This window comes from Emticicia sp. CRIBPO, from assembly GCF_009905725.1.
Lineage (GTDB): Bacteria > Bacteroidota > Bacteroidia > Cytophagales > Spirosomataceae > Leadbetterella.
Genome location: NZ_JAAAKV010000004.1, coordinates 298,937 through 320,742, shown reverse-complemented (window position 1 = coordinate 320,742; position 21,806 = coordinate 298,937). Strand labels below are relative to the sequence as shown.

Below are 21,806 nucleotides of genomic sequence, written 5' to 3'. Positions count from 1 at the left end.
TTATGAAAAAAAACCTGATATCTCTTTTTGTATTACTTTTAACGAGCTGCAATACATTCAGCCCCGGCACCCTAGGTTCTTTTCAAAAATGGAGATTTCCGATTCCTCAAAAACAATTTGATTCAGAAGTCAATGCTTTTTTTAAAAATAATCCTCAGTATCTTATTCCAGAAAAATGGGAACATTTAGATTCCTGGAAGCAAAACGGTTATGGTTCTTTAAATGGTAAAATTTTTTATTTTAGCAGCCATCCCGAAGAAATTTATTATGTTTCATATTCTGCAGATGTGGAAGGATTTGAAGACGAAAAAAAATCCAAATCAACGACAGTTTCTGTAAGAGCAATTAACTTGGGAGAAGAAGGAGCCTGGGCCACAGTAGAAGATTTAGAAAAAAACGAAAAAGAGATACATAGAATTAATGACCGTTTTTATAAACAGATTATTACTAAACTCGAGAAACAGGCAAATGTAAAAAGTGAGAAGTATAGTCATTGGTATGAATAATAGCCTACACAACAACAAAAGGCTTTATATGTTTAATTTGAAAAAAATATCCATATTAATTTTAGCTTTAATCTTTGTTTCCTGCGGTATGCTTGCCGGTACTTTAGGGGCATTCAGGCAGTGGACATTCCCTGTTCAGAAAATAAAAATGGACCATGCAGTTAATATTCTATTCAAAAACCATCCGGAATACCTGATTCCGGATGAGTTGAAAGACTTGGATGACTGGGAAGACAGAGGATATGGATTCCTTGATGGTAAGATCTTTTATTTCAAAGATCATCCGGAAGAAATGTACTATGTTTCGTATTTCACCTATGTAGAAGGTTTTGAAGATGAAAAAGATTCAAAAACCACTTCTATCGCTATAAGGGCTGTTCATAACCTGACACCGGAAGGAAGATGGAATACTTCAGAAAATATTAAACATAACGATAAGGAAATAAAGAGAATTGAAGACCGGTTTTATAATGAAATCATAATCAAACTTGAAAAGCAGATTGGGGTTAAAAGTAAAAAAGAAACTTACTGGTATGAGTTCTTCGTAAATAATGACTAAAAGATCAGGCATTTGACATAGGCACAGGAATTCTTAAAAAACTTTGCTTTTAGCTACCCCCGTTATGTCAACTGCTGAAATCCAACAATGAGAAAAATCAAATGAAGTCAGACTCAGAAAAAAGAGCCCTTAAAAACGCCTTTCTTATTTCGCTTGGGTATGTGGGCCTGGGAACCGTTTCCGTACTTTGTGTTTATCCTCCCTACTACGGTGACTGGGTTCTGATAGGTTTATTAGTTACTTTCCCTGTCAGCATATTAAGTTTTGGCATTATGCACGCAGAAGCGGATGCTTACAATATTGTGCTGTTTGTGCAGTTCATCATCTTTTTATTCTGTTGGTTATTAGCCTTCAGATACTTAAGAAAAAAATATAATAATGAGAATGTGGAAGATTAAGTCTCATTTCCCGGAAAAATCAGACTTGTTATTAACGGAAGACCAGCAGCTGAATAATACATTGTGGTTTTACACCCCAAATGATATCAGTATAATAATATACTCTTTTACAGGGAGTTACTATCTCAAGACAAACCTCTTTCCAGTCCAACTACATAAACTGCTACTGATCTTTCAAAAGGTATCTTAATGATTCCTTTGAAAGACCAGTACAAAACATCAATGCAGTAATTAATGATTTATTCGCCTGACTTTACAACTCTTATATTTTCTCTTTTCTGATTAAGATAAAAGGTCACAAAATAAACACCTGATGGGTAAGTGCCCAGGTCCAGTTGAATCTTATTAAATCCTTTATTGGCTTTTATATTTTTTGTCAGCAATTTTTTACCACTGACATTTAAAAGATTCAATTCGACCTGCTGATCATTTAATGCGGCGAACTCAAAAGACATAATATGCTCGACCGGATTTGGATATGCTTTCAATTTAAAGTTTTCTTTGCTCTCTGCAACTCCCATCTCTGTTACTGCCATACGTGCTCCTGAACAGCTGCCACCCGGTCCGGCCAGTGAACCGTAAATTGAACTGCAACTCGTCGATTTGATACGGGCTTCAAATGAAACCGGGGTTGAGCCCGCTCCGGATTTATAATAATCGATACCGTTGGTTCCGTAATTGGCTGTGGTCCATGCTCCGCCGTCCATTGAAAACTCTGCAACTTGCCCTGTAACCAACCCACTTACCTCTGCATGGAATTTGGTAACTCCGGCAGTCGTGCAGACTGCCGCATTAATCCAGTTGAGTGTACCACAAATCGGAGTGCCGCAAGTACTTCCCGGTCCGGACAAAGCTCCGGAAATAGGTGTGCAAGACGTCCCCTGAGGTCTGGCCTGAAAAGAAACAGGTGTAGAGCTTGTTCCGGGTTTATAATAATCAATACCATTGCTACCGATATTTGCGGGAGTCCAGGCTCCGCCATCCATCGAAAACTCGGCAGTTTGTCCGGCAGTCAAACCACTGACCTCTGCATGGTACTTTGTAGTTCCACCGGAATTACATACGGACGCATTGACCCAACTGAGTGTGGGACAGGTGACAACTCCGGAAGTCCTTTTTATTCTGTTGCCGGAAGCATCATAATTATAAGAAATTTGTGCCTTTGCAGACAGACAGAAAATGAAGAGCAGTTGGAGAATAAAATATTTTTTCATGTTAATAAATGGATTTGTTTGAGACTTAAAAGTAACAGATCAAAATTTCAATAACGCTGAAGATCAGCCATAGTTATTGTTTCTTTTTATCACATACGAAAATAAACATCTTATAATAAAAAACGAAATAAAAAAGACAAAAAATTATGACGTATGGGAAGGCATTGCACACAAAGAGAAGGAGACGTATTCAGAATCAGGAAAGATTGCTTCTGAAGCACCGGATTTTAACATTCTTTAAGAAAAAAACAGAAAGAATTTTTCAGTTATTTTAATTTATAATTGGCTCATATTGTAGAATTAAAATTTAAATTTATAAATTTGCACCAAATTATATTTTGATATCAACAAATAACTCAAAAAGATGGCTGTTAATAAACTAGACCAGATAGATCACAAACTTCTCGAGATCCTCCAAAGCAACGGAAAAATTACGAATGCTCAATTGTCTAAAGAAATCGGGCTTTCTCCTGCACCTACGCTCGAAAGGGTAAAGAAACTGGAAAACTCCGGCATCATCGAAAGCTACCATGCACAGATAGACCGTGAGAAAGTAGGACTGGGTGTCATGACCTTCGTACAGGTAACCTTGTCAGGTCACCGTAAGTCGATCACAGAGGCCTTCGTAGATACGATTGAGCGTGTACCCGAAATTATAGAATGTCATCACGTGACAGGGTCTTGCGACTTCCTGTTGAAAGTTATAGCAAAAGACATAGCCTCTTATCAAAGGCTGATCATGGAAACTATCAATGAAATTGAGGTAGTGGCCAGCACTCAGACCATGGTGATCTTATCGACCTTCAAAAACACGAAGGTACTTCCTATTCCCTGAGAAATCCGGAACGGAAGAATGTAAAAGTAGGGGCAGCAACGCTCCTACTTTTTCTTTTTCTTCTGCTTGGCTTTTAATTCACCTGCCGCTTTTTTTGCCTCTTTGTAGCTATCCGACTTCTTATCTGCCTTGTCCATTACTTCCTTATAATAAGACGCCGCATCTGCCCAGGCAGACTCCGACTCGGCAATTCTCCCCAGGGCCATGTTAGAACCCAGGTAATAACCCGAATCTTCTGAATTATTGTTTTTTGCGTAATTGATGCACCTCATGTAGTATACTTTGGCCTGAGCGTAATCACGTCTCATATGCTCGTTGATATAAGCAATGATGTAGGCAGCATACCTGCCGTCTACGTCACCATAACCATAGCTTTTGGTGTCCAGGCGGTCGAGCAGTTCCCTGGCATAAGTCTCGGCTTCATCCAGGCGACCGATAGCAAAGGAATTACGGGCCACATAGCGATGAAAAAAAGCATTATTAGGATACAAAGCATGCATCTGCCGGGCCATGGTCAGGCCCTTAGCCGGCTGTCCCTCCATCGAATATATCTGTACCAGGAAGTAGCGGGCTTCCATTCTTGAATAAAAAGCATTGTTGGAAACGTACTCCAGTTGTTTGATCCCGAGAGCTTTGTTTCCTTTTCTGAAAAAGGTCAGCAGGGGTTTTAACGACTTATAATTCTCGTTGATCCATTTGGAGTAATAATTATAGACCCCGTCACCAAACAGCAGCTCAGGATTGATATTTTCCTCTCCCCTGCTGTAATCCAGGTATTTCAGGGCCTGCTTCCCGGCCCAGGCGGCTTTTACCCATCTTTCACGCTCTGAATACAGCCTGCCTTTGATAGAATAAGCAGCGGCCAGGAAAAAGGCCGCTTCCTTGTTTTTCGAATTGTCGTCATACAACTCTTCAGCCTTATCAATGGCATCATCCATATGGGTATGGCACGATTCGTCAAAAGAGGTATTTTTTGTATCCGGAACGATCTTCCACCAGTCATTCAGGCCCAACAGGAAACTACCGATGGGGTGATCGGGATATTTGAGCTTCAACCATTTGAAGTCTTTTTCTGCTTCATAAAAGTTGAAATTATACATGTTATTAATGGCCACTGTGGTTTCAATCTGAATCCCCCTGTCCATCAATAAAAAATTAGGTTTTGCTTTGTTTTTATCCGATCCGAGCCATGAAAACAACTGAGAATATCCCTGAACACTCACACATAAGAGAAAAAACACCAACCAAATGATTCTTTTGGGCATTATTATACTTTTTAATGAAAAACGCTTTTGATTATCCGAAATTGTGATTTAAAATTCAATGTCATTTTTACTTAAGAGAAACTTCTTCCGGAGGAGTAAAGAAAAAGGGGGAATGTAATTCACCTGGTTTCCGTTTCCCGGTTAAAATATTCTTAAGTCAAAGAAACAGGCTCAAAATTAACTGATAAGGGATAGTTTTCCATCAAAAGATTAACTTTTAACAAATATTATCTTTATTTGCACTCCAAAATAAACCTTCAGAAAACAATCGATGATCACCATTCAGGATTTAAAGTTTAAAACCTTTTTGAACAAGGAACAAATCCGGGAGCGTATAACTGAGCTCGCCACACAGATCAATCACGACATGGCAGGTCAGAATCCCTTGTTCCTGGGCATACTGAACGGCTCATTCATGTTTCTTTCCGAGCTGTTCAAGCAAATCAATGTTTCTTGTGAAGTGAGTTTTCTTAAGGTTAATTCTTACCATAACATGGCTTCTTCAGGCAAAATCAGGGAGCTGATCGGCTTAAGTACGCCCATTGAAGGAAGGCATGTGGTGATCGTCGAAGACATTGTGGACACGGGCTTTACCCTTGATTTTCTGATCAATACCCTTCAAAAAGGCAACCCTGCGTCTATCAGGACCATCACTTTGCTGCATAAGCCTTCAGCCATGAAATTCGATCATAAAATCGATTATCTCGGGTTTGAAATTGAAAATAAATTTGTAGTAGGCTTTGGTCTCGATTATAATGGCTATGGCCGCAACAGCGAAGAGATACTGGTCAAAGCCGACTGAATCAGGCTCCCAGGCCGACGGATTTCAGAATGTCAAACTTCAGGATAGCACCTTCTTCCAGTTTTTCTTTTGAGAAAAAAAACAATTCAGTTCCGTCCCACTCGAGGTGGACTTCATAAAACGGGCCTAAAAATATATTTCTTTTGATCACCCCTTCGAATTCGCCGGAATCTGATAAAGAAATATCCTCAGGCCTGATGAGCAGGTTTCCGGATTCTTCATCTTTATTGAGTCTGCTATTTTTGATAAAATTTCCTGCCCCGGTGAGGTTGGCCACATAGAAGTTTTTAGGATGATGATATAATTCCTCCACCTTCCCTTTCTGGATGATCTTTCCTTTTCTGAGCACGACCAGTTCATCTACCATACCGAAAGCATCGGCGATTTCGTGGGTGACGAAAATACAGGCTATGTTTTCCTCCCTGATAATTTTTTGCAGGGCGATATTGATTTTACGCTTGATATTCCTGTCGAGGTTACTGAAGGGTTCATCGAGCAATAAAACCTTCGGCTCATCAGCGACAGATTTGGCAATCAGGGCCCTTTGCAGCTCTCCGCCTGAAACTTCACGCGGATACCTGTCGGCCAGGTGGGCGATGCCCGTCATTTGCAAAAGCTTTTTTACCCGTTTTTCTGTGTATTCCTTTTTAAAAAAACGCAGTTCATAAGCCACGTTCTCCCGGATGGTGACATTGGGAAACAGGGAATTATGCTGGGTAACGATCTTGATCTCAGGATGTCCGGGAATAAGTTTTTCTGAAGGCGGGTCGATTTTCTGCCCGTCAAGCAGTACTTCCCCGGAAGAAGGTTCATTTAAACCTGCCGCCAGCTTTAACAGGCTCGATTTCCCGGATCCGCTTTCACCGATCAGTCCTAAAATACTTCCTTTGCCGACGGTCAAAGAAACATTCTTCAAAATTGACAATGGGCCAATTTCATAAGAAAGATTCCGGAGTTCTATCATCAAAAATTCTGCTTAAATAAAAACAAAGATACATGGTCATACTGAGAGTACCTCAATTTTATCCCGGAATGCCCTCAGGAACCCCAAGCATCTGATTCGTTTCTGTTTCTGTCATGCCTGAAAGCTCGTATAATCATCGAGAAAAAATCTAAATATTGAAATTTAAGTCAAACACTTTCTCAAAATATTCTTATTTCAGAGAATTTGTTTATTTTTGAATAAATTGCCCCTCAAATTGACAAAGATGCTCGACCTTTATTTAAAACAGACCAAATGCCTGGTAGCTTTGGATTCCATTATCTTCGGATTTGACGGCGAAGAACTTAAACTTTTACTCGTAAAAAGAGGTATTGAACAGGAAAAAGATGTCTGGTCGCTCATGGGTGGGTGGCTGAAACCCGACGAAAGCCTGAATGAAGCAGCAGAAAGGATACTTTTTGAACTGACCGGCCTTAACAATATCTACCTTGAACAATTATCTACTTTCGGAGACCCGAAGCGTGACCCTGTTGAACGGACCGTTTCCGTCACTTACAAAGCACTGATCAATGTATCTGACTACGACCTCAATATTTCAGAAAAATACCAGGCCAGATGGTTTTCTCTGAAGAAACTTCCTGAACTGCTTTTTGACCACGAACAAATTGTCAGGCATGCCATAGACAGGCTGCGGAGCAAGGCGGCGTTTCATCCGGTCGGCTTTGAACTGCTTCCCGAGAAATTCACCATTCCGCAGATACAGACCCTTTATGAGGCTATTTTTGATTCAAAATTTGATAAGAGAAATTTCAGCAGGAAGATACTGGCTTCGGGGCTTTTGGTTAAACTGGAAGAGAAGCAGAGGGGCTTTTCGAAAAAAGGTGCTTTCCTCTATACCCTGGACAAATCCAAATATGAGAAAAACACCTCTTACAACTTATATTTTGTACCGAATGTCGAAAGTCTGATCTGATATTACTTTCTTAAAACCACCACTTTCGGAGAGAATTTACCGGCTCCGCCGGAAACTGCATCCATTCTGATGTTTTTAATGCCGTTTGCCAGAAGGATTCTTTTGATGGCAAAAGCACGTCTTAAAGCAATCTTGGCATCGCCGTTTTCCTCATAGCCGATGATTTTGATATCAATGCCCGAATTTGCTTGCATAAGTCCTGAAAGTTCCGATACTTCAGGGTTGGTCGATTCATTAAGTGTTGAAGAATTCGGAGCAAATTTCACCGATTTCAATTCAAACTCTTTGCCAGCTGGTGCAGCAGGATCCTGAAGGTATTCTTTTAAGCCCGCACCTGCCGCAGGAGGCGTCGCAACTACAGCGGCCTTGGCGGTGGTGTCGGTAGCCAGTAAAGACGTATCTACAGAGCTCTGAAACGCCAGGGAGTCTTCCCCAACAGCATCTTCATCCACGGTTTCAGCCGGGGTTTCCGACTTACTGAACAAAGTGTCGAAATTAACGATGCCTTTGCTGTACAGAAGATAGCCTACCACACCAAGGAACACCACAATAAGACCGATGATCACCACTTTTTTACTGACGGCTGATTCTCCGTCAGAATCATGGCTATGGTCTGTATATTTCGTTTCCTCTACTGCCTTATTCTCTGTATTTTTAGAACTGCTCTCTGTTTTCTTGCTCGGAGCATATTTCATCAGACTCAATTCCTGAAGACCCAGGGCCGGGATCATTTTTTCCATCAGGCTGGCAGGAGCTTTGGCAAACAAAGGCTCGTGATGCTGCTTGAGGAAATTAACAAGATCGTCTTTATCGAATTTATCACTCTTGATTTTCTTACCTAATAAACTGATCAGTATAGAAGCCGTAAGACCGGAAAACAAAACAGTGGAATTCTTGCTGGTGTTGGCATAAGAACTGATCATGCTCACCAGCGGACTTTTGAAGGCAGGGAATATCTGGCTGATGATTCTACCACCCTCAGCAGCGATTTTCTGAAAACCTTCCTTCTTTTCTATTTGTTCGGACAGCTCACCGATCTGTGATACTTTCTGGTACTTTTCCTGTATCTGATTGAAGAGCATGCTGGAGCTCATGTCACTGTTTGACCTTCTGATCAAACCAGCTACCAGGGTGTAAAAGATTCCGTTAAGTGCGGCCGGGAAATCTCCCAGTTGATCTTCTGTATTAAGTTCTATTTGCTTGTAGAAATCGCCTGAAACAATTTCATCAAAACTTTCAAATAGGTTCATAGCACGATTTATAATTAATATTTTGCATAAATTTTTTTGCAAAAAAACGAAAAAAAGACCGATTTCCCTATCTTTAGGGCATTAATATTATTCAACCAAACGCAGGAAGGAAATGTCAGATGATCAAAAAACGAGTTTAAGAAGTCAGGATTGGTTCGGAAAAGGTGGCAAAGACGGTATGATCTACCGCTCTTGGATGAAGAATCAAGGATACCCTTCCCATCAGTTTAAAGGAAAACCTGTGATCGGGATCTGTAATACCTGGTCTGAAACTACACCCTGCAACGGGCACTTCAGGGAGATTGCCCAATTTGTAAAAAACGGGGTTTATGAGGCCGGAGGATTTCCTCTGGAGTTTCCGGTCATGTCGCTCGGAGAAACGATCATCCGCCCGACAGCCATGCTTTACCGTAACCTGGCTGCGATGACCGTAGAAGAAAGTATAAGGGGCAATCCTTTTGATGCGGTGGTTTTACTGACAGGATGTGATAAGACGACACCTTCGCTGGTTATGGGAGCAGCAAGTGTGGACCTCCCGACGATTGTAGTACCCGGCGGACCGATGCTTAACGGCCGTTTCCAGGGGGGCATCATTGGTTCAGGAACGCATGTCTGGCGTTTTGCAGATGACCTCAGGACCGGAAAAATGACAGCAGAAGAATTTGACGAAGCAGAATCGTGTATGAGCCGGAGTGCAGGACATTGCTCCACAATGGGCACGGCCTCGACCATGGCTGTCATGACAGAGGCCCTCGGCTTAACCTTGCCGGGCATTTCGGCGATTCCGGCTGTAGACTCGAGGAAAAAGATGCTGGCACACATGTCAGGCATCAGGGCTGTGGAAATGGTCAAAGAAAACCTCACCATTTCTAAAGTATTAACGCCCGGAGCATTTGAAAATGCTATCAAAATAAATGCCGCTGTAGGGGGCTCCACGAACCTGATCCTTCACCTGCTGGCCATTGCCAAGCGTGTCGGTGTTGATCTGAGCCTTGATGATTTTGATAAATTTGGCAGCAGTATACCGCTGTTAGTCAACCTGATGCCTTCAGGAAAATACCTGATGGAAGATTTTTACTATGCCGGAGGATTGCCTGTAGTGATCAGGGAAATAGCTGATAAATTAAGAAACGATGCGATTTCTGTCAATACCAAAACCATCGTAGAAAACTCTAAAAATGCCCGTAACTGGAATGAAGAGGTGATTACACCTGCTTCAAAACCTTTGATAGAGGAAGGGGGCATAACCGTTGTGAAAGGCAACCTTTGCCCGGACGGAGCGGTAATCAAAGTATCGGCGGCGTCTGAACATTTATTAAAACATAAAGGCAAAGCCGTGGTTTTCGAAACGATCGAAGACTACCATGCAAGAGTGGATGATCCTGACCTGGATATTGATGAAAACTCTGTGATGGTCCTGAAAAACTGCGGACCGAAAGGCTACCCGGGTATGCCTGAAGTAGGCAACATGGCAATGCCGAAAAAAGTCATAGACAAAGGCGTGACCGATATGGTGCGGATTTCGGACGGCAGAATGAGCGGAACGGCCTACGGGACCTGCTTCCTGCACGTTTCCCCTGAATCTGCTGTAGGCGGCCCTTTTGCCCTGATACAAAATGGTGACATCATTGAAACCGACGTAAGAGCCAAAAAAATACACCTGCATGTTTCTGACGAAGAGCTGGCAGAAAGGAGAAAAGCCTGGGTGCCTCTTGATCTGGGCTACAACCGGGGCTATACCAAAATGTATATAGAAACTGTCAACCAGGCCAGCGAAGGAGCCGACCTGGATTTCCTTATCGGGCACTCTGGCAGTGAAGTTAAGAGAGAATCACATTAAGAATGAAATTCAGAACCGAGATAGAATCCGGACATTCTCCTCATAAAATAGGATTGAAAACAGGAATCGTAACGATCGGTTCCTGTTTTTCTGATGTTCTGGGGGACTACCTTGTTTCAAATAAGCGTGACTGCCTTTCCAATCCGTTTGGTACTGTCTATAACCTGGTTTCGATCCAGGACCTTGTGCTCAATGCCCTGGAAGAAAAAAACATGGATGAATCACTCATTACAGCACACAGCGGGCAGTTTTTTCATTATCTATATCATTCTTCTTTTTGGGGAAAAGACGTTCCGGACCTTCGGCAAAAGATAAAATCGGCTGAACAGGAAGCCGCAAAGAAATTAAAGCCGGCAGATTATCTCATCATTACATTGGGCACCGCCTGGGTCTATGCATTAAAAGATTCAGCCACGATTGTTTCCAATTGCCACAAGCAACCCGCAGAACATTTCGAAAAAAGACTCCTGAGCCTGGAAGAACAAAAAGCGGCCTTCCGGAATATCCGGTCAATCCTGAAAAAATTCAACCCGGACATCAGATTTATACTGACTGTAAGCCCGGTAAGGCATATCAAAGATTCCATTAAATTAAATGCCGCAAGTAAATCGGCCCTCAGATGGCTGTGTCATGAGCTCGAAAGTGATTTTGATGACGTGGAATATTTCCCTTCTTTCGAAATCATGATGGATGACCTGCGGGATTACCGTTTTTACAAATCCGACCTGATCCATCCGAATGAAATGGCTGAGGAATACATCCTTCAGCATTTTTCAGAAACTTACTTCGACAAAGGGTTGAAAGATTTCATCATTGAATGGTCAAAAATCAGGGCTTCGCTTACGCACAGGCCTTTTAACCCGGAAGGAGAGGCACATCAGAAATTATTGAAGAAAATCCTGGTCAAAATGAAAAATCTGAACGATACAGTCAACCTTGAAGCGGAGATCAACGATTTAAATCAAAGAATAATACACCTTGATTCATGAATATTTTGCGGCAGGGTAAAACTTAAAAACAGAAAAAGGTGTTCAACACTATGAATCAGAAATTTTATATATGGGAGAAGTAAGGGTTAACAAAGAAAAGATTTTAGCGGCATTGGGAACGGTAGAGGAGCCGGACCTTAAGAAAGATTTGGTAACCTTAAACATGATTCGTGATATTGAAGTCGGAGTGAACCAGGTAAGTTTTACGGTGGTGCTCACTACTCCGGCCTGTCCTTTGAAAGAACTCATTAAGAACCGTTGTATTGAAGCCATTCACCGGGATTGCGGAGATGATATTGAAGTAACCATCAACATGACGGCCGATGTGACGTCTATCCGGACCAATACATCCCTGTTATCAGGTGTAAAAAATATCATTGCCATTTCGTCCGGAAAAGGCGGTGTTGGAAAGTCAACTGTAACCGTTAACCTGGCCATGGCCCTGAAAAAATCAGGAGCTAAGGTAGGGATTATCGATGCTGATATTTCCGGACCATCTATTCCGATCATGTTCGGAGCCGAAGACATGCAACCGATGATTGCAGTCAAGAACGGCAAAAACATGATTTCACCGATTTCGCAGTTCGGTATTAAAATGATCTCTATCGGCTTTCTGACCCCCGCAGACAGTGCGGTGATCTGGCGTGGGCCTATGGCCAGTCAGGCTTTACGTCAGTTTTTCGGAGATGTGGACTGGGGCGAACTGGATTATCTCCTGATAGATTTACCTCCTGGTACAAGTGACATCCATTTAACACTGGTACAGACGGTGCCGGTAACTGGGGCCATTGTCGTAACTACTCCTCAGAAAGTGGCTGTTGCAGATGCCAATAAAGGAATGGCGATGTTTAACCAGGCTCAGATCAAGGTGCCTCTTTTGGGAGTCATCGAGAACATGGCTTACTTTACACCAGCAGAACTACCTGATAATAAATACTATATCTTCGGACAAGGTGGCGGGCAGATGCTGGCTGATAAATACAATGTGCCTCTGATCGGTCAGATTCCCCTGGTTCAGAAAATCAGGGAGGGTGGTGACGAAGGCCGTCCGATCGTGATGGATTCCGACGAAATCACCAATAGTGCATTTAAAAATGCAGCTGAGGCCTTAGCCAGACTTATCGCCATCAGAAATGCGGAGCTCCCTAAAACGGAGAAGGTGGATATCGTCTGAAAAAATAAGAAGATTATCAACAATATTTAGCTGTCAAGCCATGTTTTCATTGTGTAAAATCAAACTGGAGCAACTATTGACAGCATGGCTGATACTCTTCATTATGGCTTGCCAGCCTGCAAGCCGTGAGCAGGTAAAACAGGAACGGGTGAATCCTCCTCTGCAGGTGAACCCTAAAAATGTGACCGGCCCTGAACATCTTTTGAGTCTTGTGAACACGATCAGGAAACAAGGCTGCAAATGCGGCAACCAGTACTTTCGTCCTGTAGCCCCCCTTACCTGGGATGAGAAGCTTGAAAAAGCGGCTTTGAGGCATAGTGAAGACATGGAGAAGAATAATTATTTTTCACATACTTCCAAAAGAGGAAAAAATACCGGGGACAGGATTGAAAGAGAAGGTTACGAGTGGTCGGCTTACGGCGAGAACATTTTCAGCAGCGAGGGTTTTGAACCAACGGAGGAATTTGTGATCGATAACTGGAAGAAGAGCCCTCCGCACTGTAAAAATATGATGAGCCCTGACTTCAAAGAAATGGGTATCGGAAAATATAAAGGGAAATGGACGCAGGTTTTTGCAACTAAAATGCAGTAAATTAGTAATTTCAGATTAGTTTTTTTAATTTTGTATAACAACACTTTGACGATAAAGATGGAGAATATAAAAGACAGGGTAGAACAAGCTCTTAATTCGGTCAGGCCTTATCTTGAGGCTGACGGCGGGAACGTTTCGGTTCTTGAAATTACGGATGATTTTGTAGTGAGGTTAGAACTTTTGGGAGCATGTGGCAGTTGCCCGATGTCGTCTATGACTTTTAAAGCAGGACTCGAAGAAGCCATACTTAAGGCAGTCCCGGAAATTACTAAAGTAGAAGCAGTAAACGTAAATATGGCTTTCTGACCTGTTTACGTCAAAAATATCCTTATTATTCAGGCCATTTGAAAAAACAAATGGCTTTTTTATTAAATTGCGGGCCAAATCGTACCTTAAACTAATTTATTATACGTCCAATTGACCATGGATAAAAAAATCAAAGTCGGAATTTTTTTTGGCGGACAATCCAGAGAAAGGGAAATCTCCTTTCTTGGCGGAAAAACTGCCTTTGAGCATATCGATAGAAGATTATTTGATCCGATTCCTATTTTTGTCGACAGCATCGGAAACTTCATCCAGGTCGACCCTGAAATCCTTTATGAAGAAGATATCAGGAGTTTTTATCCTTCTAAAAACCACAATAACGGCTACAGAATATATATTGAGTCACTTGGGAAACTGAGAGACACGCAGTTATACAAGTTAATTTACAAAATAGGCTCGCAGATAAAACCCGAAAAGTTTCATGAAATCATGGACTTTGCGTTTATCGTCATGCACGGCCCGTATGCTGAAGACGGAAATATACAAGGTTTGCTGGAGTGGCACGGGATTCCGTATATGGGACCTGGCCTGCTGGGTTCTGCCGTAGGCATAAACAAACCCAAACAAAACAAACTGATGGCTTCTGCCACAGGTCAGAAAAAGAAATTCTGTACCATCAGCAAAGATGAATGGGAAAAGAAAGACAAGTCCGACCTTTTCAGCGAGCTTATCAATGACATCGGTTTCCCTTTTGTGGTTAAAGCTCCGCACCAGGGTTCTTCCATCGGTGTGGCCATCATTAAAAAGAGGAGTCTCGAAGAATTTACAAAGGGCATGAGTCAGTGTTTTTTTGAGACAACCTTCTACAAAAAAGAATGGGATAGACTGACCCAACGCCAGAAAAAGAACCAGATGGAGAAAATGTCCAACCTGGACGAAGGCATCGGGTTTCCGGTGGTGGTTAAAAATGAGGTCATTTACCATCCGCAAGACCTGCTGAAAAAACTTGACCTGGAATTCCAGGTTAAGGAAAAACTGGCGGTCAGTTCTCTGCATTCTGAAGATTATGTGATGATCGAAGAATACATATCAGGCCAGGAGTTTTCGTGTGGGGTAATACAGGACGACAGCGGAAAAGCGTACGCACTCCCTCCTACCGAAGTTTACGGCGACATCAGTACTTTCAACTTCAAATCTAAATACCAGTCAACCGCTACCCGGAAAAGGATTCCGGTGGATACTCATTTTGAGAATCTGAACAAGATTCACGAAAATATACTCAAAGTTTTTGAAATCACAGGCCTGAGCGTTATCGGCCGTATTGACGGCTTTCTGACTGCTGAAGACGAAGTGATCCTCCACGACCCGAATACCATACCGGGGATGTCTCCTACTTCATTTATTTTCAAACAAATGGCGGAGATCGGTTTCAATATTACCAATACCATTACTTACCTGATCAGACAATCGATCAGGGAAAGAATAAAGTCCGGTAAAGAAACTTTCCTGCTCAGAGAACTGCTCAAAAAGGCGGATTCGCTGATAGAATCAGGTAAAAAAGCAAAAAAGAAGAATGTGGCTGTGGTTTTCGGTGAAAACGAAGAGGAATATAAAGTAGCCCAGAAAAAATACGGGCAACTGGGAGCTGATCCCGACTTTAATCCGGTTCCGGTATGTGCCGCAGGCAATGGCAATATGTACAGCATCCCCCTCAATCTGATGTTTAAAGCCGGTATCCAGGAGTTTGGTGAATCCGTTGGTAAACAGAAACACCCTTTTGTGGCCGGTATCATAGAAAACACTAAACCACTCAGGGAAAAGTATGTTGGAGAGGTTGATTTCGAAGTAAAAAAACTCGACAAACTTACGCTGTCTGCCAATTTCGACCTGTTATTCGACAGCAAGACCGGCACGACGATAGAAATATAGATCTTCATGGCTAAAAAGCAAAAATATTATGCGGTATGGGAAGGCCGCGAGCAGGGGGTATTTGATACCTGGGAAAAATGCAAGAAACAGATAGACGGCTTTGAGGGTGCAAAGTACAAGTCGTTCGAAACAGAAAAAGAAGCACACGAAGCCCTGTCTAAAAATTATTATGCGGTAGTAGCCAAAAAGGAAAAGAGTGTTTCCATTTTCAAAGGCAAAGTCCCCCCTCCCATCAAAGAATCGATCGTTGTGGATGCCGCCTGGAATACAGCCAGCGGCGATATGGAATACCAGGGTTTTGATTATAAGACCGGTAACCTGCTCTTCAGAAAAGGACCTTTTCAGGACGGAACAAACAATATCGGCGAGTTTCTGGCGGTGGTCCATGCCCTGGCCCTTCTCAAAAAACACAAATCCGATCTTCCGGTCTATTCAGATTCAAAAACAGCGATCAGTTGGGTGAGCCGTAAAAAAGCCAACACCAAACTGGACCCGACCCCAAGAAACAAGGAGCTTTTTGAGCTGATTGACAGGGCGGAAAGCTGGCTGAAAACCAATACCTATACGAACAAAATTCTCAAGTGGGAGACAGAACACTGGGGTGAAAACCCTGCAGATTTCGGCCGGAAATAATGTTCAGATTCAAATCATTTGAAATACACCAGGAACATACACCCATGAAGGTGTGTACCGACGCCTGTATTTTCGGAGCTTATATTGATCCTGAAAATCATACCAACATGCTGGACATCGGGACAGGGACCGGCCTGTTATCGCTTATGCTGGCCCAACGCACCGGGCTGAACATCACCGCTGTTGAGATTGATGAAATGGCCTGCATGGACGCTGCCCGCAACTTTGAGAACAGCAGCTATAAAGACCGGATCAGGCTGGTGAATGAACCGGTACAGGACTTTGCAGCGAAATCAGACACAAAATTCGGCGTCATTGTTTCTAACCCTCCTTTTTTTCAGAACGACCTCAAATCTCCGAAGGCAGATAAAAATGTGGCTCACCACGATACCTATCTTAATTTTGATGAACTTGTGGCCGTGGCTGAAAAACTGCTGAATGATAACGGTGTTTTATGGATTCTGCTTCCCCCTGAAGAAATGAAAACATTTACAGCCAAAGCCGGTGACCGCTCCCTTTATGTACAAAGCATACTTGAAGTGCGACACCACGCCCTTAAAAAGCCTTTCAGGGCCATAGCTTCATTTAAAAGGAAGCCTGCTGAGCATACGGTTACTGATGAACTGAGGATTTATGAAGAAGATAATAAAACCTATACCCCAAGATTTAAAGCACTTTTAAAGGATTATTACACAATTTTTTAAGAGATTTGCATTTCAAATGATGACACTATGGACGCAATAGATATTTCAGTGCTTATTCCTTTATATAATGAGGATGAATCACTTCCCGAACTGCACGACTGGATCAAAAGGGTAATGGACGAGCATAATTTTTCTTACGAAATACTATTTGTTGACGATGGTAGTACGGATAATTCATGGGAGGTCGTCAGGAATCTGAAAAAGCAGAATGAGAAGGTAAGGGGTTTTCGTTTTACAAGAAACCATGGAAAAACAGCGGCACTTCAAACAGGATTCAATGCCGCAAAGGGAAATGTGATCATTACAATGGACGCTGACCTGCAGGACAGTCCTGATGAAATTCCGGAACTCTACAGAATGATTAAAGAAGACGGTTTCGACCTGGTTTCAGGTTGGAAGCAAAAAAGATACGATCCGATTTCCAAGACCTTGCCTACCAAACTTTTTAATGCCGTAACCAGGTCTATTTCCAATGTTTATCTGCATGATTTCAACTGCGGACTGAAAGCATATAAGTCGAAAGTAGTGAAGAACATTACGATTTACGGAGAAATGCACAGGTATGTTCCGGTTATCGCCAAATGGAACGGTTATTCAAAAATAGGCGAAAAAGTAGTACAGCACCAATCCAGAAAATACGGTCACACCAAATTTGGCCTGGAGCGTTTTATCAACGGTTTCCTGGACCTGCTCTCTATTACGTTTATCAACAAGTTTGGCCGCAGGCCCATGCACTTCTTCGGAACGTTCGGGGTATTGTCGTTTGTGTTGGGATCTTTCCTGACTTTTTACCTGATCGGTGAAAAACTTTATCACATCTACACCCATACCAAATACAGGAATGTAACAGACAATCCGATGTTCTTTCTGGCACTTGTGGCGGTTCTCATTGGTGTTCAGTTGTTTCTGGCGGGATTCCTCGGTGAATTGTTTGTCAAGCAGACGGTTTCAAAGCATGATTATGGTATTGAAGAGGAATTATAAATAAAGGTTGTTTTCAGGCTAAGGAATAGTTACATTTGGTTATATAACCCCTTGAGCCTGTGAAAACTACCTTTACTTTGTTTTGTTTTCTTGCTTTTCTTATGCTCTCCTGTAAAGAGGACGAAATAGGCCCTGACAACCTCAAAGGCTCATGGATTCTCCAAACGATCGATATCGACTTCAAATTAATCGGCTCGGATAATGAAAAAAGTACAACGGAAGTCAGTAAGGCCAACTACTTTATTGATTTTTCACCGGATGGCAAGTTCAGTTCCAACACCGAATTCTCTCTCATCAGGTTCATTTATGAAAATTCCATTTCCGGTACTTATGAAGTCAAAGACGGCTATCTGATTGAAAAATACCATGACGGATATAAGGACGTTAAATTTTTCATAAAGGTCACCAAGGCTACGGATGATGAACTGATTCTGAGCATGGACAAGGAATCTCTCACGAAATATACAGAGGCTTCTGCCGTCGAAGACCAGCCGATTTTACTCTTCTACCTGGAATCTGCAGAGAGTGTAAACATTACCTTCAAATACAAGAAAAGCAAACTTTAGACCATAACGGTGTCCGCTCATTTTTTTGTCTGAAAAGGCGGCAAAACACTTACAAAACCTTCATTACTTTTTAACAACCCTCTCAGATAGCATCAAAAAGGCTCTTTTAACATTTCATTAACACTTCCCTGATCTGCTTGTTCAGTAGCTCATTTGTATACGGGGGCTTATTTTCGTATATTTGCAGCTCACTAAACATATAAAAAGAAAAATGAAAAAAACACTTATTCTAATTGCATTAACCATTTCCACCGCTTTTTTTGCCACCTCTTGTAAAAATGATGACGAAGTTGCTCCATCTGCCGTTGCAGGTTCATGGTCATTACAGTCTTATGAATCTGAAATAAAAGTTAAAGGAGAAGACAGCGAAAAAGACGGAGAAGATGTATCGGCTTCAAAGCTTTTCATGAACCTTGCCGCTGATGGTACTTTCACTTCAAATTCGGTATTTTCTGTAGAAGATGTAGTTTCAAATGAATCTATAAGCGGAAAATATGAATTCAAAGATGGTTTTCTTGTATTGAAATATAAAGATCCTGAAACAAAAGCTGATGTTGTCTTTTACTCTAAAGTAAAAACCTCAACTTCAAGCGAACTGGTATTGGTTATCGATAAAGATGCTTTATTGAAAACAGCACAAGCTTCTTCCGCAACAGATCCGGAAACAGCTGAAGGAATCACTCTTATCCTTTTATTGGTTGAAAAACTTGAAATTACATTCAAGTATAAGAAAGCATAATATTGGCTAATTTTTCAAGGGGAAACCGCTTCAGAACTGGTCTGGAGCGGTTTTCTTTTTGTTTACACGTTTTGATGTTTTTATGCGTTATCTGGGATAATCCTGAAACACCAGACTCATGAAAACAACAAAATTACTTCTTACCTTTTTTATGGCGGCTCTGATATCCGTTTCTTGTCAAAGCGACGACGTTACACCCGGCAATTCAGATGGCTCCTGGAAACTTCAATCTACCGACCTTGAATTAAAATATGCTGGAAAACCTGCTGAGAAGAAAAGTGAGGACCTTTCCAAAAAGGGTTTGTTCCTGGACATGAACTCCAACGGAAGTTTCAGTTCCAACTCCCTGTTCTCCATGTCGCTGGAAGACTATTCTGCCAAAGATACCGTTTCAGGCACTTACACGATCGCTGACGGGTATTTTGACTTCAAATATGCAGATCAAAGCAGCAAAACTGACGTACATTTCTTTATCAAAGCTTCTTCTGTATCTAAGAATAAACTGGTTCTCGTGATTGACAAAGAGGCCCTTATTAAAACCGTGGAAGCCACTGCGGTCAGCAGTGAGGATGCTGCCAGGGTAGCTTTACTGCTGGCACTCATTGAACAATACAAACTGACGCTGAATTTCGAAAAAAGCTGATAAAAGAGTGCAGGCTAACTCACTTCAGGTCAATAACTTACAACACATTATGCTTGCAAAATCAGAATAAATAATTATTTTTGTACAGTAAAACAACCTGCTGTATGAAAAAATCCTTATCACTTTTTTGTATTACCCTGGCTTTTATCAATCTTTTTGTATTCACTTCATGTGAAGTAGGAGATGTTACACCTAAGCAACTGGAAGGTTCGTGGAAAATGGTTTCTGCAGAATCCAATGTGGAAATCAAAGGACAAAAGCCTGAAAAAGAGACCGTTGATGTGTCGAAAGCAGAGTTGGTTTTTAACTTCAGGCCGGATGGTACATTTACGTACAGCTCTGCCCTCACTGTGGGAGAGATTGCTGTTGAAAACAAAACTCAGACTACAGGAAAATTCAGAATTGAAGGAGAACAGGCCGTCCTGGAATTTTATGATGCAGAAATGGACAAAAAAGCCGAAATGAGTTTTATGATCTATGGACTCTCCGGCAATAACCTTACTTTGTTCTTCAACAAGGACAATTTTGGCAAAGCCCTTGACCAGATATCAGGCAATGTGGATGCGTTCTCCAGGGCCCTCATCCAGACGTTCAAAGACAACATCATCCGTTACGACCTGACGTATAAATTTGAGAGAATTTAATACTCATACCAGTCTTTCCACCAGTTTTGCAATGATCTTCTGATTTCATTTTCCCTGGCATTATTTCCCGGATCAAAAATCTTCTGCCCTTTCAGTTCATCAGGAAGGAAGTTCTGTTTGGCAAAATTGCCATCAAAGTCGTGAGAGTATTTATAATTCTTTCCATACCCTATTTCTTTCATCAGTTTTGTCGGGGCATTTCTTAAATCAACAGGCACAGGCAAATGCGAAGTATTTTCGGCCAGAGCCATCGCATTGGCTATCGCTACATAAGATGCATTGGACTTCGGCGAAGTAGCCAGGTAAATGGCTGTCTGTGAAAGGATGATCCGGCATTCAGGATATCCCACTTTTTTAACGGCTTCCATGCAGGCGTTGGCCATGATCATGGCTGTAGGGTTGGCATTCCCGATATCTTCAGAAGCCAGGATCAAAAGTCTTCTGGCAATAAAATTAGGGTCTTCACCGGCCATAATCATCCTGGCCATCCAGTACAAGGCGGCATTGGGGTCTGAACCCCGGATTGATTTAATAAATGCCGAAATGATATCGTAATGCTGCTCTCCTGACTTATCATATCTGGCCAGGTTTTTCTGGACTACGTCCTCCACCAGGTCATCGGAAATCACAACTTCTGCCTGTCCGAACTGGGCATTAACCACCAGCTCAAGCAGATTAAGAAGCTTACGGCCGTCTCCGCCTGAAATCCTGAACAAAGAATCCGCAGACTCCACCCTGATCGGTTTTTCTTTAAGAATAACGTCTTCTTTCAAAGCCCTGTTAAGCAGGTTATCCAGCTCCGCCTTTCCAAAAGACTCGAGGATATAGACCTGGCACCTTGAAAGCAGGGCAGAATTGACTTCAAATGAAGGATTCTCGGTAGTGGCACCTATCAGGGTCACCTGTCCTTTTTCTACGGCTCCCAGCAAAGAATCCTGCTGGGACTTATTAAAACGGTGAATCTCATCAATAAACAAAACCGGGGGAAAAAGGCCTGAGGGGCGGGCCAGCACCTCGCGAAGGTCTTTGACTCCGGCACTGATAGCACTCAGACTGTAAAACTGCCTTTTGGTCAGTTCGGCCATCATCAGGGCCAGGGTGGTCTTGCCCACACCCGGCGGCCCCCAAAGGATCATCGAAGGAATAAGATTGGCTTCGATAGCTCTTCTGAGCGGTTTGTTTTTACCCAATATATGCTCCTGTCCGATGTATTGATCGAGATTTCTCGGACGGAGTCTTTCTGCTAAGGGGGCGTTTGGATTCAATGCCTTGGATGATTGATAAACACAAATATCTGCATTTATCCCTTCCCACACCAATAATCATCCAAAATGCTAAAAATATTATGTTTGCCGGTGGG

At 42.2% G+C, this 21,806-nt stretch carries 24 protein-coding genes; 19 read left to right on the top strand and 5 right to left on the bottom strand.

The features are described from left to right. Positions 1-2 precede the first annotated feature (2 nt). The 3 genes from GVN16_RS10435 (at position 3) to GVN16_RS10425 (ending at position 1,463) form a co-directional block, all read left to right on the top strand. On the top strand, positions 3-506 hold the full coding sequence (locus tag GVN16_RS10435; RefSeq protein ID WP_166563824.1) for a hypothetical protein: 504 nt from the start codon (positions 3-5) through the stop codon (positions 504-506). After that, positions 478-1,065 (top strand): hypothetical protein, encoded by a 588-nt coding sequence (locus GVN16_RS10430; protein ID WP_166563823.1) that lies wholly within the window; start codon positions 478-480, stop codon positions 1,063-1,065. Before GVN16_RS10435 ends, GVN16_RS10430 begins: the two co-directional genes overlap by 29 nt. Positions 1,066-1,166: 101 nt before the next feature. Then, entirely contained in the window at positions 1,167-1,463 is a 297-nt protein-coding gene (locus tag GVN16_RS10425; RefSeq protein WP_166563822.1) for a hypothetical protein, read from the top strand. Positions 1,464-1,702: 239 nt separating this feature from the next. On the opposite strand, the gene GVN16_RS10420 is transcribed toward GVN16_RS10425, so the two are convergent. Beyond that, positions 1,703-2,677 carry a T9SS type A sorting domain-containing protein gene (locus GVN16_RS10420; RefSeq protein WP_166563821.1) on the bottom strand — a complete coding sequence of 325 codons (975 nt, stop codon included), beginning with the start codon at positions 2,675-2,677 and terminating at the stop codon, positions 1,703-1,705. Between the two features lie 364 nt (positions 2,678-3,041). On the opposite strand from GVN16_RS10420, the gene GVN16_RS10415 reads away from it, so the two are divergent. Continuing rightward, positions 3,042-3,512 (top strand): Lrp/AsnC family transcriptional regulator, encoded by a 471-nt coding sequence (locus tag GVN16_RS10415; RefSeq protein WP_166563820.1) that lies wholly within the window; start codon positions 3,042-3,044, stop codon positions 3,510-3,512. 44 nt (positions 3,513-3,556) lie between these two features. Here GVN16_RS10415 and GVN16_RS10410 read toward each other — a convergent pair whose 3' ends face one another. Next, on the bottom strand, positions 3,557-4,777 hold the full coding sequence (locus tag GVN16_RS10410; protein ID WP_166563819.1) for a lipopolysaccharide assembly protein LapB: 1,221 nt from the start codon (positions 4,775-4,777) through the stop codon (positions 3,557-3,559). 307 nt (positions 4,778-5,084) lie between these two features. On the opposite strand from GVN16_RS10410, the gene hpt reads away from it, so the two are divergent. Then, positions 5,085-5,579 carry a hypoxanthine phosphoribosyltransferase gene (hpt, locus tag GVN16_RS10405; protein ID WP_305040899.1) on the top strand — a complete coding sequence of 165 codons (495 nt, stop codon included), beginning with the start codon at positions 5,085-5,087 and terminating at the stop codon, positions 5,577-5,579. A 1-nt stretch (position 5,580) separates the two neighbouring features. Here hpt and GVN16_RS10400 read toward each other — a convergent pair whose 3' ends face one another. Next, complete coding sequence (locus tag GVN16_RS10400; RefSeq protein ID WP_166563817.1) at positions 5,581-6,543, bottom strand: ABC transporter ATP-binding protein; 963 nt, start codon at positions 6,541-6,543, stop codon at positions 5,581-5,583. Positions 6,544-6,787: 244 nt separating this feature from the next. Between GVN16_RS10400 and GVN16_RS10395 the strand changes: the two genes are divergently transcribed. Then, complete coding sequence (locus tag GVN16_RS10395; RefSeq protein ID WP_166563816.1) at positions 6,788-7,495, top strand: NrtR DNA-binding winged helix domain-containing protein; 708 nt, start codon at positions 6,788-6,790, stop codon at positions 7,493-7,495. Positions 7,496-7,497: 2 nt separating this feature from the next. Here GVN16_RS10395 and GVN16_RS10390 read toward each other — a convergent pair whose 3' ends face one another. Then, complete coding sequence (locus GVN16_RS10390; RefSeq protein WP_166563815.1) at positions 7,498-8,745, bottom strand: OmpA family protein; 1,248 nt, start codon at positions 8,743-8,745, stop codon at positions 7,498-7,500. Positions 8,746-8,857: 112 nt separating this feature from the next. Between GVN16_RS10390 and GVN16_RS10385 the strand changes: the two genes are divergently transcribed. The 13 genes from GVN16_RS10385 to GVN16_RS10325 all read left to right on the top strand — a co-directional run bounded on the left by GVN16_RS10385 (position 8,858) and on the right by GVN16_RS10325 (position 20,446). Next, positions 8,858-10,585 carry an IlvD/Edd family dehydratase gene (locus tag GVN16_RS10385; RefSeq protein WP_166563814.1) on the top strand — a complete coding sequence of 576 codons (1,728 nt, stop codon included), beginning with the start codon at positions 8,858-8,860 and terminating at the stop codon, positions 10,583-10,585. A 2-nt stretch (positions 10,586-10,587) separates the two neighbouring features. Further along, positions 10,588-11,574, top strand: coding sequence for a GSCFA domain-containing protein (locus tag GVN16_RS10380; protein ID WP_166563813.1), 987 nt, complete (start codon positions 10,588-10,590; stop codon positions 11,572-11,574). 70 nt (positions 11,575-11,644) lie between these two features. Beyond that, entirely contained in the window at positions 11,645-12,748 is a 1,104-nt protein-coding gene (locus GVN16_RS10375; RefSeq protein WP_166563812.1) for an Mrp/NBP35 family ATP-binding protein, read from the top strand. Positions 12,749-12,788: 40 nt separating this feature from the next. Next, complete coding sequence (locus GVN16_RS10370; RefSeq protein ID WP_166563811.1) at positions 12,789-13,340, top strand: CAP domain-containing protein; 552 nt, start codon at positions 12,789-12,791, stop codon at positions 13,338-13,340. A gap of 57 nt (positions 13,341-13,397) precedes the next feature. Next, positions 13,398-13,646 carry a NifU family protein gene (locus tag GVN16_RS10365; protein WP_166563810.1) on the top strand — a complete coding sequence of 83 codons (249 nt, stop codon included), beginning with the start codon at positions 13,398-13,400 and terminating at the stop codon, positions 13,644-13,646. Between the two features lie 117 nt (positions 13,647-13,763). Beyond that, positions 13,764-15,533 (top strand): D-alanine--D-alanine ligase, encoded by a 1,770-nt coding sequence (locus tag GVN16_RS10360; protein ID WP_166563809.1) that lies wholly within the window; start codon positions 13,764-13,766, stop codon positions 15,531-15,533. Positions 15,534-15,539: 6 nt separating this feature from the next. Continuing rightward, positions 15,540-16,166, top strand: coding sequence for a viroplasmin family protein (locus GVN16_RS10355; RefSeq protein WP_166563808.1), 627 nt, complete (start codon positions 15,540-15,542; stop codon positions 16,164-16,166). Further along, a complete protein-coding gene (locus GVN16_RS10350) occupies positions 16,166-16,870 on the top strand; it encodes a tRNA1(Val) (adenine(37)-N6)-methyltransferase (protein ID WP_166563807.1) in 705 nt (234 codons plus the stop codon). Before GVN16_RS10355 ends, GVN16_RS10350 begins: the two co-directional genes overlap by 1 nt. Positions 16,871-16,897: 27 nt before the next feature. After that, positions 16,898-17,854: a glycosyltransferase family 2 protein gene (locus tag GVN16_RS10345; protein ID WP_166563806.1), complete on the top strand. Its 957-nt coding sequence runs from the start codon at positions 16,898-16,900 to the stop codon at positions 17,852-17,854. Positions 17,855-17,913: 59 nt separating this feature from the next. Then, entirely contained in the window at positions 17,914-18,420 is a 507-nt protein-coding gene (locus tag GVN16_RS10340) for a lipocalin family protein (protein WP_166563805.1), read from the top strand. Between the two features lie 211 nt (positions 18,421-18,631). Then, complete coding sequence (locus tag GVN16_RS10335; RefSeq protein WP_166563804.1) at positions 18,632-19,159, top strand: hypothetical protein; 528 nt, start codon at positions 18,632-18,634, stop codon at positions 19,157-19,159. Between the two features lie 118 nt (positions 19,160-19,277). Continuing rightward, positions 19,278-19,802 carry a hypothetical protein gene (locus GVN16_RS10330; protein WP_166563803.1) on the top strand — a complete coding sequence of 175 codons (525 nt, stop codon included), beginning with the start codon at positions 19,278-19,280 and terminating at the stop codon, positions 19,800-19,802. Between the two features lie 104 nt (positions 19,803-19,906). Next, positions 19,907-20,446, top strand: a complete 540-nt coding sequence (locus GVN16_RS10325; RefSeq protein ID WP_166563802.1) for a DUF5004 domain-containing protein — start codon at positions 19,907-19,909, stop codon at positions 20,444-20,446. Here GVN16_RS10325 and GVN16_RS10320 read toward each other — a convergent pair. After that, on the bottom strand, positions 20,443-21,711 hold the full coding sequence (locus GVN16_RS10320; protein WP_166563801.1) for a replication-associated recombination protein A: 1,269 nt from the start codon (positions 21,709-21,711) through the stop codon (positions 20,443-20,445). The genes GVN16_RS10325 and GVN16_RS10320 overlap by 4 nt on opposite strands. Positions 21,712-21,806: the final 95 nt, after the last annotated feature.

Bases quoted from the DNA above. Each gene is read 5' to 3' on its own strand.
- GVN16_RS10435 (WP_166563824.1), top strand. From the start codon at position 3: ATGAAAAAAAACCTGATATCTCTTTTTGTATTACTTTTAACGAGCTGC.
- GVN16_RS10425 (WP_166563822.1), top strand. From the start codon at position 1,167: ATGAAGTCAGACTCAGAAAAAAGAGCCCTTAAAAACGCCTTTCTTATT.
- GVN16_RS10420 (WP_166563821.1), bottom strand. From the start codon at position 2,677: ATGAAAAAATATTTTATTCTCCAACTGCTCTTCATTTTCTGTCTGTCT.
- GVN16_RS10415 (WP_166563820.1), top strand. From the start codon at position 3,042: ATGGCTGTTAATAAACTAGACCAGATAGATCACAAACTTCTCGAGATC.
- GVN16_RS10410 (WP_166563819.1), bottom strand. From the start codon at position 4,777: ATGCCCAAAAGAATCATTTGGTTGGTGTTTTTTCTCTTATGTGTGAGT.
- GVN16_RS10400 (WP_166563817.1), bottom strand. From the start codon at position 6,543: ATGATAGAACTCCGGAATCTTTCTTATGAAATTGGCCCATTGTCAATT.
- GVN16_RS10395 (WP_166563816.1), top strand. From the start codon at position 6,788: ATGCTCGACCTTTATTTAAAACAGACCAAATGCCTGGTAGCTTTGGAT.
- GVN16_RS10390 (WP_166563815.1), bottom strand. From the start codon at position 8,745: ATGAACCTATTTGAAAGTTTTGATGAAATTGTTTCAGGCGATTTCTAC.
- GVN16_RS10385 (WP_166563814.1), top strand. From the start codon at position 8,858: ATGTCAGATGATCAAAAAACGAGTTTAAGAAGTCAGGATTGGTTCGGA.
- GVN16_RS10380 (WP_166563813.1), top strand. From the start codon at position 10,588: ATGAAATTCAGAACCGAGATAGAATCCGGACATTCTCCTCATAAAATA.
- GVN16_RS10375 (WP_166563812.1), top strand. From the start codon at position 11,645: ATGGGAGAAGTAAGGGTTAACAAAGAAAAGATTTTAGCGGCATTGGGA.
- GVN16_RS10370 (WP_166563811.1), top strand. From the start codon at position 12,789: ATGTTTTCATTGTGTAAAATCAAACTGGAGCAACTATTGACAGCATGG.
- GVN16_RS10365 (WP_166563810.1), top strand. From the start codon at position 13,398: ATGGAGAATATAAAAGACAGGGTAGAACAAGCTCTTAATTCGGTCAGG.
- GVN16_RS10360 (WP_166563809.1), top strand. From the start codon at position 13,764: ATGGATAAAAAAATCAAAGTCGGAATTTTTTTTGGCGGACAATCCAGA.
- GVN16_RS10355 (WP_166563808.1), top strand. From the start codon at position 15,540: ATGGCTAAAAAGCAAAAATATTATGCGGTATGGGAAGGCCGCGAGCAG.
- GVN16_RS10350 (WP_166563807.1), top strand. From the start codon at position 16,166: ATGTTCAGATTCAAATCATTTGAAATACACCAGGAACATACACCCATG.
- GVN16_RS10345 (WP_166563806.1), top strand. From the start codon at position 16,898: ATGGACGCAATAGATATTTCAGTGCTTATTCCTTTATATAATGAGGAT.
- GVN16_RS10335 (WP_166563804.1), top strand. From the start codon at position 18,632: ATGAAAAAAACACTTATTCTAATTGCATTAACCATTTCCACCGCTTTT.
- GVN16_RS10330 (WP_166563803.1), top strand. From the start codon at position 19,278: ATGAAAACAACAAAATTACTTCTTACCTTTTTTATGGCGGCTCTGATA.
- GVN16_RS10325 (WP_166563802.1), top strand. From the start codon at position 19,907: ATGAAAAAATCCTTATCACTTTTTTGTATTACCCTGGCTTTTATCAAT.